Raw genomic sequence first — 12253 nt, 5'->3', positions numbered from 1 at the left:
CTGGTGAGCGTGGAAGCGAAAGCCCTCAAGGCCCAAGTGGTCGTCGTGGGCGCCGGGCCGGCGGGTTCGTCGGCCGCCGCCTGGGCGGCGCGGGCCGGGCGGGACGTGCTCGTCATCGACTCCGCGGGCTTTCCCCGCGACAAGGCGTGCGGTGACGGGCTCACGCCGCGGGCGATGGTCGAGCTGCAGCGGCTGGGGCTGGGCGACTGGCTGAGCACGCGCATCCGCCATCGCGGCCTGCGGATGAGCGGGTTCGGCGGCGAGGTCCAGGTCGACTGGCCGGGCCCGTCGTTCCCCTCGACGGGCAGCGCGGTCGCGCGCGTCGAGCTCGACGACCGGATCCGCAAGTGCGCCGAGGATTCCGGCGCGCGAATGCTTCTGGGGACGAAAGTCGCTGCGGCACACCATGACTCGTCGAGACGGGTGGTTTCGCTGACCCTGGCCGACGGCACCGAGGTCGGCTGCCGACAGTTGATCGTGGCCGACGGCGCCCGCTCGTCGCTGGGCCGCAAGCTGGGGCGGCGCTGGCATCAGGAGACGGTGTACGGCGTCGCCGCGCGCGGGTATCTGGCCACCGCGCGCGCCGACGATCCCTGGCTGACATCGCACCTCGAGCTGCGCTCGCCCGACGGCGCCGTCCTGCCGGGTTACGGCTGGATCTTCCCGCTGGGCAATGGTGAGGTGAACATCGGCGTCGGCGCGTTGTCGACGTCGAAGCGGCCGGCGGATCTGGCGCTGCGGCCGCTGATCAACTACTACGCCGACCTGCGCCGCGACGAATGGGGCTTCTCCGGGGCGCCGCGCGCCGTGGCGTCGGCGCTGCTGCCGATGGGCGGCGCGGTATCCGGGGTGGCCGGCCCCAACTGGATGCTGATCGGCGACGCCGCGGCGTGCGTCAATCCGCTCAACGGCGAGGGGATCGACTACGGGCTGGAAACCGGCCGGCTGGCCGCCGAGCTGCTGGACTGCTGTGGCCTGTCTCAAGACCTGACCCATGTGTGGCCGTCGGTGCTGCAACAGCACTACAGCCGCGGTTTCTCGGTCGCCAGGAGGCTGGCGCTGCTGCTCACCTTCCAACGGTTCCTGCCCACGACTGGGCCGGTCGCCATGCGCTCGAGGACGTTGATGACGATCGCCGTGCGGGTGATGGCCAACCTGGTGACCGACGAGGACGCCGACTGGGTGGCGCGGGCGTGGCGGGGCGGCGGCCGGTTGTCCCGGCTCATCGATCGCCGCACGCCATTCAGCTGAAGCCGCTCGGCCGTTCGCCCCGGCGCAAACCGCGTGCGCCCGGACGCAAGCCCGCCGGGGATGGTCCGTAAATACTGTGGGTCGCGAGACCGTTTGGCGAATATCGCTTGTTCAACGCGGCTGTGAGCGCGGAAGGGAAAGTATAAGCGCACCCCAGGACGTTCATTACCCCGCCCATGACATCCAGGCGACCGCCGCCGCGTACGGCACCGAGCCGATCTCGGTCCCCGGCATGGGGCACGAGATGATGCTCGAGCCGGGCCGGCAAACGGTCGCCGAGCGCATGCTGTCGTGGCTGGGCGAACGATCGCTCTAGCGATACGTAATCCCATCAGGTGTATAGTCTGGCTAATGAAGCGCAGGACGCTGACCACCAGCATCGCCGCCGCGGCCGCCGCCGTCGCCCTGGCCGGACCGGCGCAGGCGGCCCCGATCGGGCCGAACGACTGGGACGCCCCCTTCAAGGACACCGTCAACGGCTTCGGCATCTACGGTCCGCAGGACCAGCTCGCGTGGCTGGGCAAGATCACCTGCGAACGGATCGGCCGGGGCGTCGACGGCGATCCTTACAAGTCGGCCAACTTCATCCAGCACAACCTTCCCCGGGGCACCACCCAGGGCCAGGCGTTCCAGTTCCTGGGCGCCTCGATCGACCACTACTGCCCCGACCAGGTCGGCTTCATCCAGCGGGCGGGCCACTGAGTTGATCTGGTGCCGACCCGTCGCGCCCCGCTAGCTCGGCTTGTAGCCGGCGTGTAGAGCGACGATGCCGCCGGTCAGGTTCCGCCAGCGCACCGCCGCCCAACCTGCCCGTGCGATCTGCCGGGCAAGCTCGGACTGGTCGGGCCAGGCCCGGATCGACTCCGCCAGGTAGACGTAGGCCTCCGGGTTGCTGGACACCGCCCGCGCCACCCGCGGCAGCGCCCGCATCAGGTATTCCTTGTACACCGTGGCGAACGCCCCGTTGGTCGGCGTGGAGAACTCGCACACCACCAATCGGCCGCCCGGCCGGGTAACGCGGAGCATCTCGCGCAGCGCCGCCTGGTGGTCGACAACGTTGCGCAACCCGAAACTGATGGTGACGGCATCGAATACACCGTCGGCAAACGGCAACCTGGTGGCGTCGCCGGCCACCTTCGGCACCTTGCGCGCGGCGCCCGCGGCCAGCATTCCTACCGAGAAGTCGGCGGCCACGCACCACGCTCCGGACTTGCCCAGCTCGACGGTCGAGACGGCCGTCCCCGCGGCCAGGTCCAGCACCCGCTGGCCCGCGCCGAGCGCCAGGGCCGAACGCGTCGCCCTCCGCCAGTACCGATCCTGGCCCAGCGACAGCACAGTGTTGGTCAGGTCGTAGCGGCGGGCGACGCCGTCGAACATCGACGCCACATCCCGGGGGTCCTTGTCCAACGCGGCGCGACTCACGACGTCGACGCTACCGTCCGGGAATTACGCGGCCGTGGCGGCGTTACACCACTGCGTGACTGAAAAGGTTTGGTTTATCACAGGTACTTCCCGGGGCTTCGGACGGGAATGGGCAATCGCGGCGCTGGAGCGGGGCGACAAGGTCGCCGCCACGGCGCGCAACACCGACACGCTGGGCGACCTGGCGGACAAGTACGGCGAGGCGCTGCTGCCGATCCGGCTGGACGTCACCGACCGGGACGCGGACTTCGCCGCGGTCAAGCAGGCGCACGACCACTTCGGCCGCCTCGACATCGTCGTCAACAACGCGGGCTACGGCCAGTTCGGGTTCATCGAGGAGCTGTCCGAACGCGACGCCCGCGACCAGATCGAGACCAACGTCTTCGGCGCGCTGTGGATTACCCAGGCCGCCCTGCCGTACCTGCGCGAGCAGCGCAGCGGCCACATCATCCAGGTGTCCTCGATCGGCGGCATCACGGCGTTCCCGCTCGTCGGCATCTACCACGCGTCGAAGTGGGCGTTGGAGGGCTTCTCCCAGGCGCTGGCCCAGGAGGTGGCCCCGTTCGGGATACGCGTCACGCTGATCGAGCCGGGCGGCTTCGACACCGACTGGTCCGGCTCCTCCGCGAGGCACGCGGAGCGCCTGCCCGCCTACGAGGAGGTGCGTGCCACGGTCGAGGCGCAGCGCCGCGCCCGGTGGGCCAGCCCCGGCAACCCATCGGCGTCGGCGGCGGCACTGCTCAAGGTCGTGGACGCAGAGGAGCCGCCGTTGCGGGTGTTCTTCGGCTCGTCCCCGTTGCAGACCGCCAAGGCCGACTACGAGAGCCGGTTGCGCACCTGGGAGGAATGGCAGCCCGTCGCTGAGCTGGCGCAGGGCTGATCGCTCAACACTCGAAATTGCCGCGCGGGTCGTGCTTCTCCCCGCTGATCGCGACCACCGCAGCAATTTCGGTGTCGCATCGGTGCCACATCGGTGTCACACAGGCACCGCGAATTCAGCCGCCGCGCTGCACGTATCGCTTCGGGAGCGCCCGCCGCCGGGCGAACGGCGACAGCACCGCCTCGTAGTGGCCGAGCAACTCGTCGCAGATGACCGGCCAGCTGCGGCCGAGCACGCTGCGCCGGGCGGCGGGCGCGTAGCGATGGCGTTCCGCCAGCAGGTGGTCGACGGCGGCGGGCAACCGCGCCTCGAAATCGTCGACGGGCAGCAACAAACCGGTGCGGCACGGCGTGACGAGGTCACGTGGGCCGCCGGCGTCGGGGGCGATCACCGGCAGCCCCGACGCCAGCGCTTCTTGTACGACTTGGCAAAACGTCTCGTGCTCGCCGGTATGCACGAAGACGTCCATGCTCGCGTACGCCGCGGCGAGCTCGTCGCCGTACAGCGCACCGGTGAAAACTGCTGCGGGCATTGCGGATTGCAGCTTCTGGCGGTCGACACCGTCGCCGATGACGACGACCCGCACCGCGTCGCCGGCCGCCAGCCCGATCAACCGCTCGACGTGTTTCTCCGGTGCCAGCCGGCCCACGAAACCGACGATCGGCTTGCCGTCGGGCGACCACCGCCGCCGGAGCCCCTCATCGCGGGCAGACGGCGCGTAACGCAGCACGTCAACCCCGCGGGCCCACTGGTGCACCCGCGGGAAGCCATGCGAGACAAGCGAATCAACCGTCACGGTGGACGGCGCCAGGGTGCGGTCGGCGAGGCCGTGCAGGTGGCGGAACCACGCCCACGCGGCGCGCTGCGTCATCGGGATGCCGTAGCTCGCCGCGAAGCCGGGTACGTCGGTCTGGTACACCGCGACCGTCGGGACCCCGAGCCAGCGCGCCGCCCGCAGCCCGCCGTAGCCCAGGAGCGCCGGCGAGGCCAGATGCACGACGTGCGGGTCGAATCCGCGAAGGACCTTGACCATGCGGGGCATGGGCACGCCCAGCGGCAGCGTGGTGACCTTCGGGAACATCCGGGACGGCACCCGGTGCACGCGTATCCCGTCGTGGATGCGCTCGGCGCGCGGTTCCGCGGGCGGGTTGTCGGGGGCGATGACCAACGCCTCGTGACCCGTTCGGCGCAGGTGCTCGAGCACTCGCAGCACCGAGTTACTGACACCGTTGACATTGGGGAGGAAGGATTCGGCGACGATGGCAACGCGCACACCATCACGGTGTCAGTACCGGCTGTCGCCGAGGTTTCCTGCGGGCATACGTCGTGCGAAATTTGCTGGTCGGACGCCTTAGGCCGCCGGGGTCGGGGGCGCGGCGTAGGCCTCGTCCCGGCGGTCGAGCCACTTGTCCGCCAGCGCCAGCCCCACCAGCGCGGCCGTGGCGGCAAGCCAGCACACCACCGCGATGGAGCCGGCGGGGATGATGGCTAGCCCGGCGTTGCGGTGCTGCACCCGGACGAGGTTCGGGTCGTTCTTGTTGTACTCGACGTAGATCCGCATGCCCGTCGCGAGCTCGGACGGATACAGCACGCCGAGCTCGGGGCGGTAGGTGACTCTGTCGGGGGTGACGAATTCGATGGTCGAGCGGCGCGGCCCGGCGCTGAGCACCTCGGCCTGCGCCACGCCCATGTTGTGCCGGATCGCCAAATCGTTGCGCCAGGCGCCGGCGACCAGGAGCACCGACTGCAGCGTCACCAGGCCCGCCACGATGAGGACCGTGATCCGCGCCCATCGCAACGCCACCCTGGCCCGCGTTTTCGGCGGTTCGTCGCTGCGGCCATGAATGAGGATGCGCGCCACCGTCTTCGGCGAGATCACCGCGGGCCGAACCTCATAACGCGGCCTTGATGGCGGCGTGCAGCCGCCGCAGCGAAGACCGGTCCGCCTTGACCTCCAGCACACGCAGGCCGGGCTCCGGTTCGTCAAGGGCCGCGTGCAGGTCGTCGACCTCGATCTGCCTGCTCTCGACGTGGTAGGCGCGACACAGCGCGCCGACGTCGACGTCGTGCGGCGTGCCGAACACCCGCGACGACACGTCGGAGAACCGGGGATCGCCCTGCTCGAGCAGCTCGAAGATGCCTCCGCCGTTGTCGTTGGACACCACGATGGTCAGCGCGCGCGGCGTCGGCTCGGTGGGGCCGATCAGCAGCCCTGAGCTGTCGTGGACGAAGGTCAGGTCCCCGATCAGCGCGACGGTGCGCCCGTCGTGGGCCGCCTCGAAGGCCAACGCCGCCCCGATCGCCGTGGAGACGGTCCCGTCGATGCCGGCGACGCCGCGGTTGGAACGCACCTGGATGCCCGTCGGGTTGAGGCCGACCAGGGCGGCGTCGCGGACGGGGTTGGACGCCCCGAGCACGAGCTGGTCGCCGGGCCGCAGCGCGTCGGCCATCGCCGCGGCGACGTGCAGGCCGGTGGTCAGCGGGTGCGCCGCCAGCTGCCCGCGGACGGCCGCCAACGCATGCCGGTTGACCTCCGCACAGCGGCGCAGCCAGGCGGGATTGGGGGTCCCGGTGGTGACGGCGCGGGTGCCGGTCGCCTGGGAATTGCCCGAGACGTCGGGCCAGCGCGGGCCCGTGGTCAGCGCGTACACCGGCACCTGCGGGTCGGCCAGCAGCGTCGACACCGGACGGTGCAGCGTGGGGCGGCCCAGCATGATCACCTGCTTGGGACGCAGCAGGGGCAGCGCGAGGGGGTGCAGCGGGTTGGCCGCGGCCGGGGCCGTCGGCTCGGCGGCGGTGGGCAGCTGAGCCAGATTGGGATGGAGGCCCGCGCCGTGCCCGGCGATCACCACCGTGTCGGGCGACACGTCGATGTCGAGCGGCTGGTCGAAGGTGACCGGCGGCGCGTAGGTCCAGGGCTTGCCCCCGGGCCGGCCCGGCGGGACCGCCGCGCCGTGCGGTTCGCTATCCGGCACCAGCGGCTCGCGCAGCGGGATGTCGAAGTGCACGGGGCCGGCATTGGCCGTGCGGGCGCCCGTGGCGGCGACCAGCACGCGGCAGGTGGCCGACCGCCAGGTGGCGTTGAGCGCGGGCAGCCGCTCGGGCGCGTTCTCGGCCAGGCCGAGGCTGATGGTGGCGCGGACCTGGGTGCCGAAGTAGCCCAGCTGTTCCATGGTCTGGTTGGCGCCGGTGCCCAGCAGCTCGTACGGCCGGTTGGCCGACAGCACGATCAGCGGCACCCGGGCGTAGTTGGCCTCGACCACCGCCGGGCCCAGGTTGGCCACCGCGGTGCCGGACGTCATTGCGACGCACACCGGCGCACCGGCCCCGATCGCCAGGCCGATCGCCAGGTAACCGGCGGTGCGCTCGTCGATGCGCACGTGCAGCCGGATGCGGCCGGAGCGGTCGGCGTCCTGCAGGGCGAACGCCAGCGGCGCGTTCCGGGAGCCCGGGCACAGCACCACGTCGCGGACGCCGCCGCGGATCAGCTCGTCGACGACGACGCGGGCCTGTGTCGTCGAGGGGTTCATCAGTACAGGGTGTCACAGCCCGCTGACCGCGCGTCGAGCGTGGAGTTGTCGGGCGGATCGCCGGAGAAACTAGACCTTCACGTTCGCGAGGAACTGCAGCGCCGCGTTGTTGACCGCCTGCGGCCGCTCGAAGAAGCCCAGGTGGCCCGCGTCGGGAATCTGCAGGTAGCGGCCGTTGGGCATGGCGTCGGCGACCTCGCGCCCGAGGTACGGCGGCGTCACGATGTCGTCGGCGAAACCGATGACGAGCGCCGGGGCGGCGATGCTGCGATAGGCGGGGAGCCGGTTGGTCTGCGGGGACACGTCCAGCTGGCAGCGCAGCCCGGGCGTGCGCTTGATGGGCCAGGCCTCGAACATCATGATCCAGTCGGCGACGGCCGCGTCGTCGTTGATGGTCTTGCGCGAAAAGCTCTCGAGCAGACGATTTCTTACGTCCAGCCCGGGCGGCAGCTCGATCCCGGACGCGTACAGCTCGACCTCGGCCTCGTGGAAGAACTGGCGGGCGCGGTCCAGGCGGCCGCGGGTGGCCATCAGCACCGCTGCGCTGACCAGCTCGGGCCGCACCACCATGAGCTCCTGGGCGATGAACGAACCCATCGAGACGCCGACGATTCGGGCCGGGGCGGCGCCCAGCGACTCGATCAGCGCGGCGGTGTCGGCGACCATGGTCTGCGTCGTGAAGCCTTCGGCGTTCTCGGTCGCGCCGATCCCGCGGTTGTCGAAGGTGATGCAGCGGTATCCGGCCGCCAGGAACGCCGGCACCTGATGCGGGTGCCAGGTGCGTCCCGCGCCGCCGCGGCCGGCGATGAAAACGACGGGCTCGCCGGACCCGCGGTCGTCGTAAGCCAGGTTGATCACTCGGACGACGGTACAAGCAGCGGGTGGCAGGCCTTGACCCGGTCGATCCACCACTGCCGCCGCTCGGGCATCGCCGCCAGCTCCCGCAGGCGCGCCGGGTCGGGCGTCACCGGCCCGACGGCCAGGGCGCCGTCGACGGGGGCGGCGACGTCGGCGACGTCGCGCACGAACAGGCCGCCGGTGCCCAGGCCACAGGCGTGCCGCAGCACGGGCAGGGCGGCCGCGGCGGTCAGGCCCTGGGCGATGCCGACGGCCGAGTCGAGCGCGCTGGACACCACGACGGGGATGTCGATCTGCGCGGCGATCGCCAGCAGGGCCGAGACGCCGCCCAGCGGAGCGACCTTGAGCACCGCGACGTCGGCGGCGCGGGCGCGGACCACCGCCAGCGGGTCGTCGGCCTTGCGGATGCTCTCGTCGGCGGCGATCGGCACGTCGATCCGCGCGCGCAGCTCGGCGAGTTCGGCGACGGTGGCGCAGGGCTGTTCGAGGTACTCCAGCGGGCCGTCGGCGGTCAGGGCGGCCGCGGCCCGCGCCGCCTCGTCGACGGTCCAGCCGCCGTTGGCGTCCACCCGCACGATCGGGACCAGGTCGCGCACGGCGTTCACCCGGGCGACGTCGTCGGCGAGCGTCTGGCCGGGCTCGGCGACCTTCACCTTCGCGGTGCGCGCGCCGGGGAACCGGGCGAGCACCTCGCCCACCCGCGAGGCGGCGACGGCCGGCACGGTGGCGTTGATCGGAATGCGGTCGCGCTGTGGCGGAGGCGGCGGCCGATAGGCGGCCTCGATTCCGGCGGCGAGCCAGTGCGCGGCCTCCGGCGGCCCGTACTCCACGAACGCCCCGAATTCCCCCCAGCCCGCGGGCCCCTCGATCAGCGCGACCTCCCGGGTGGTGATGCCGCGGAACCGCACCCGCATCGGCAGGGCGACGACGTGCAGGCGGTCGAGCAGCTCGTCGAGGGGCGGTCTCACTCGCCGCAGACCCGGCGGCCGGCGAGATACGTCGCCCGGACGTCGAGCTCGGCGATCCGCTCGGGGGGCACGGCCCTCGGATCGGCCGACAGCACCACCATGTCGGCGTACTTGCCGACCTCCAGCGAGCCGATCGCGTCGTCGGAGAACAGCTGCCAGGCGGCGTCGATCGTCTGCGCCCGGATCGCCTGGTCGACCGTCAGCCGCTCCTCGGGCGCCAGCACCCGGCCGCTGGGCGCCGTGCGGGTCACGGCCACGCTGATGTTGCGCAGCGGCTCCTCCGGCGTCACCGGCGGATCGTTGTGCAGCGAGATCCGCATGCCGGTGGCGACGGCGGAACCCGCGGGCATCCAACGGGATCCGTGCTCCTCCCCGAACAGGCCGTCGACGATGATGTCGCCCCAGTAGTGGATCTGGTCGACGAAGATGCTGCACGTGACGCCGAGGTCGGCGGCGCGCTGCAGCTGCTCGGGACGGATGGCGCCGACGTGCTCGAGCCGCAGCCGGTGGTCGGGGCGCGGGTGGCGGCTCAAGGCCTCTTCGTAGACGTCGAGGATGGTGTCGACGCCCGCGTCGCCCTGCACGTGGCAGGCCATCGGCCAGCCCAGCGGGTAGTAGGCGCCGACGATCTCTGTCAGCTGCTCCTTGGTGTAGTTGGCGTGTCCGCACGAGCCGGGCACCACCCCGATGGCGCGGGTTGCGGCGGTGTCCAGGTACGGGAAGGACAGGGCGATGTTGCCGACCCACGGCGAGCCGTCCACCCAGATCTTGATGCCGACCTGGCGCAGCATGTCGTCGCCCTCACCGGGGGTGGCGTCGGTGTGCATCTGCGGGTTGGAGATCTCGTAGGTGCGCAGCCGGACCGTCAGCTCGTTGCGCAGCCGTTCGACGAGGGGCTTGAACGATGGGTCGAACGCCATCTCCGAGCAGGTGGTCAGCCCGGCCCGGTTGAGCCGGGCGCACTCGTCGCGCAGCATCGCCGGGTAGTCGGCGGGCTCGATGGCGCCGGCCAGCAGCGGGAACACTGCGCCGGTCTCCTCCGCGGCGCCGTCGAGTTCGCCCCGCGCGTCGCGACCGAACTTGGCGCCCTTGGGGTCCGGGGTATCGCGGGTCAGGCCGCAGCGGCGGGCCGCGTGCGAGTTGAAGAAGGCCTTGTGCCCGGAGTTGTGGATGATGACCAGCGGGCCGTCGGGCGCGGTGTCGTCGAGCCAGGCCAGCGTCGGCTCGGGAAGCCCGGTCTGCAGCAACGGATCCCAGCCGTTGAGGTAGGCGCCGGCCGCGCCCCGCGTCGCGACCTCGCGGTGCACCGCCGCGACGACGTCGTCGGCTTTCGGGAGCGTGACGGGGCGGATGTCGACGATCCGGTCCGACAGCGCCATCGCCTCCATCAACGGATGGCCGTGCGCCTCAACGAATCCCGGCATTACGCAGCCGTCACCGACGTCGACGGTCTCGGTGCCGGCGCCGATGTGGACCGCGACGTCGTCGCGACTTCCGACGGCAACGATGCGGCCGTCGGCAACGGCGATCGCCTCGGCCGTGGGCCGGCTCTCATCGACGGTCAGGATCGTTCCGGTGATGACGAGATCTGCGGCGACCATAGGGAGGGATGCTAGTGGTGATCGGCCTTGCGAAGGGGGTTGCTGACTGGAATTGCAACACGTTCTAGTCTGGCCACATGAGCGACGAGCTGCTGCGCCATCCCATTCATTCCGGACACCTGACCGTCGGTGCGCTCAAGCGCAACAAGAACAAGCCGGTGCTGCATCTCGGCGACACCACGCTGACCGGTGGGCAGCTCGCCGAGCGCATCAGTCAGTACATTCAGGCGTTCGAGGCGCTCGGTGCGGGCACCGGCGCCACCGTCGGGCTGCTGTCGCTGAACCGGCCCGAGGTGCTGATGATCATCGGCGCCGGCCAGGTCCAGGGTTACCGGCGCGTGGCACTGCATCCCCTGGGCTCCCTGGACGACCACGCCTACGTGCTGGGCGACGCCGGCGTGACGTCGCTGATCATCGACCCCAACCCGGCGTTCGTCGAGCGGGCGCTGGGCCTGCTGGAGAAGGTGCCCGGCCTCAAGCAGGTCCTGACCATCGGGCCGGTCCCCGAGGCGCTCGGGGATTCCGCGGTGGACCTGGTCGCCGAGGCCGCGAAGTATCCGCCGAAGCCGTTGGTGGCGGCCGACCTTCCGCCCGATCACATCGGCGGGATGGCCTACACCGGCGGCACCACCGGCAAGCCCAAGGGCGTGTTGGGCACCGCGCAGTCGATCACCACGATGACCACGATCCAGCTCGCCGAGTGGGAGTGGCCGGAGAACCCCCGCTTCCTGATGTGCACCCCGCTGTCGCATGCCGGGGCGGCGTTCTTCGTGCCGACCATCATCAAGGGCGGCGAGCTGGTGGTGCTGACCAAATTCGACCCGGCCGAGGTGCTGCGCGTGATCGAGGAGCAGAAGATCACCGCGACCATGCTGGTGCCGTCGATGATCTATGCGCTGATGGACCACCCCGATTCACACACCCGCGACCTGTCCGCACTGGAGACCGTCTATTACGGCGCCTCGGCGATGAACCCGGTGCGGCTGGCCGAGGCCATCCGTCGCTTCGGGCCGATCTTCGCCCAGTACTACGGGCAGTCCGAAGCCCCGATGGTGATCTCCTACCTGGCCAAGAAGGACCACGACGAGAAACGGCTCACCTCCTGCGGGCGGCCCACCCTGTTCGCGCGCACGGCGCTGCTCGACGCCGACGGCAACCCGGTGCCGCAGGGCGAGGTCGGCGAGATCTGCGTGTCCGGGCCGCTGCTTTCCGGCGGGTACTGGAACCTGCCGGAGGAGACGGCCAAGACGTTCAAGGACGGCTGGCTGCACACCGGGGACATGGCCCGCGAGGATGAGGACGGCTTCTGGTTCATCGTCGACCGGGTCAAGGACATGATCGTCACCGGCGGGTTCAACGTGTTCCCCCGCGAGGTCGAGGACGTCGTCGCCGAACACCCGGCCGTCGCGCAGGTGTGCGTGATCGGCACGCCCGACGAGAAGTGGGGTGAAGCCGTCACTGCCGTGATCGTGCTGCGGCCCGACCATCCCTCCGACGAGGAGTCGGTGGCGCGGGTGACCGTCGAGATCCAGTCCGCGGTCAAGGAGCGCAAGGGTTCGGTGCAGTCGCCCAAGCAGGTGATCGTCGTCGAGTCGGTGCCGGTGACCGCGCTGGGCAAGCCCGACAAGAAGGCCGTGCGCGCGCGGTTCTGGGAGGGCGCCGGCCGCGCTGTCGGCTAGGTTTCGGCGCCGACGCCCGGCTCGCCGGGCTGTCACGGCCACGCGCCCGGCTGGCCGGGCACGC

At 71.1% G+C, this 12253-nt stretch carries 12 protein-coding genes; 5 read left to right on the top strand and 7 right to left on the bottom strand.

Going from position 1 to position 12253, the window contains the following annotated elements:
- Positions 1-9 precede the first annotated feature (9 nt).
- From menJ to G6N56_RS21260, 3 genes are all read left to right on the top strand, one after another.
- Positions 10-1251, top strand: a complete 1242-nt coding sequence (gene menJ / locus G6N56_RS21270; protein WP_408632642.1) for a menaquinone reductase MenJ — start codon at positions 10-12, stop codon at positions 1249-1251.
- A gap of 76 nt (positions 1252-1327) precedes the next feature.
- Positions 1328-1567 (top strand): alpha/beta fold hydrolase, encoded by a 240-nt coding sequence (locus tag G6N56_RS21265; RefSeq protein ID WP_142280869.1) that lies wholly within the window; start codon positions 1328-1330, stop codon positions 1565-1567.
- 35 nt (positions 1568-1602) lie between these two features.
- Positions 1603-1953, top strand: coding sequence for a DUF732 domain-containing protein (locus G6N56_RS21260; protein ID WP_085258650.1), 351 nt, complete (start codon positions 1603-1605; stop codon positions 1951-1953).
- Between the two features lie 30 nt (positions 1954-1983).
- On the opposite strand, the gene G6N56_RS21255 is transcribed toward G6N56_RS21260, so the two are convergent.
- Complete coding sequence (locus G6N56_RS21255) at positions 1984-2673, bottom strand: demethylmenaquinone methyltransferase (protein WP_085258651.1); 690 nt, start codon at positions 2671-2673, stop codon at positions 1984-1986.
- 55 nt (positions 2674-2728) lie between these two features.
- Here G6N56_RS21255 and G6N56_RS21250 point away from each other — a divergent pair, with 55 nt between their 5' ends.
- Positions 2729-3553: an SDR family oxidoreductase gene (locus G6N56_RS21250; protein WP_085258786.1), complete on the top strand. Its 825-nt coding sequence runs from the start codon at positions 2729-2731 to the stop codon at positions 3551-3553.
- Between the two features lie 115 nt (positions 3554-3668).
- Here G6N56_RS21250 and G6N56_RS21245 read toward each other — a convergent pair whose 3' ends face one another.
- From G6N56_RS21245 to G6N56_RS21220, 6 genes are all read right to left on the bottom strand, one after another.
- Positions 3669-4826 carry a glycosyltransferase family 4 protein gene (locus G6N56_RS21245; protein ID WP_085258652.1) on the bottom strand — a complete coding sequence of 386 codons (1158 nt, stop codon included), beginning with the start codon at positions 4824-4826 and terminating at the stop codon, positions 3669-3671.
- Between the two features lie 78 nt (positions 4827-4904).
- Positions 4905-5432, bottom strand: a complete 528-nt coding sequence (locus G6N56_RS21240; RefSeq protein WP_085258653.1) for a DUF3592 domain-containing protein — start codon at positions 5430-5432, stop codon at positions 4905-4907.
- A 13-nt stretch (positions 5433-5445) separates the two neighbouring features.
- Entirely contained in the window at positions 5446-7083 is a 1638-nt protein-coding gene (menD, locus tag G6N56_RS21235) for a 2-succinyl-5-enolpyruvyl-6-hydroxy-3-cyclohexene-1-carboxylic-acid synthase (protein ID WP_085258654.1), read from the bottom strand.
- 69 nt (positions 7084-7152) lie between these two features.
- On the bottom strand, positions 7153-7941 hold the full coding sequence (locus G6N56_RS21230) for an alpha/beta fold hydrolase (RefSeq protein ID WP_085258655.1): 789 nt from the start codon (positions 7939-7941) through the stop codon (positions 7153-7155).
- Positions 7938-8909 (bottom strand): o-succinylbenzoate synthase, encoded by a 972-nt coding sequence (locus G6N56_RS21225; RefSeq protein WP_085258656.1) that lies wholly within the window; start codon positions 8907-8909, stop codon positions 7938-7940. The genes G6N56_RS21230 and G6N56_RS21225 overlap by 4 nt, the downstream gene beginning before the upstream one ends.
- A complete protein-coding gene (locus G6N56_RS21220; RefSeq protein WP_085258657.1) occupies positions 8906-10510 on the bottom strand; it encodes an amidohydrolase in 1605 nt (534 codons plus the stop codon). The genes G6N56_RS21225 and G6N56_RS21220 overlap by 4 nt, the downstream gene beginning before the upstream one ends.
- 77 nt (positions 10511-10587) lie before the next feature.
- Here G6N56_RS21220 and fadD8 point away from each other — a divergent pair, with 77 nt between their 5' ends.
- Positions 10588-12189 (top strand): fatty-acid--CoA ligase FadD8, encoded by a 1602-nt coding sequence (gene fadD8, locus G6N56_RS21215; RefSeq protein WP_085258658.1) that lies wholly within the window; start codon positions 10588-10590, stop codon positions 12187-12189.
- Positions 12190-12253: the final 64 nt, after the last annotated feature.

The organism is Mycobacterium saskatchewanense (assembly GCF_010729105.1).
GTDB lineage: Bacteria > Actinomycetota > Actinomycetes > Mycobacteriales > Mycobacteriaceae > Mycobacterium > Mycobacterium saskatchewanense.
This window is presented reverse-complemented; position numbering and strand designations above follow the sequence as displayed.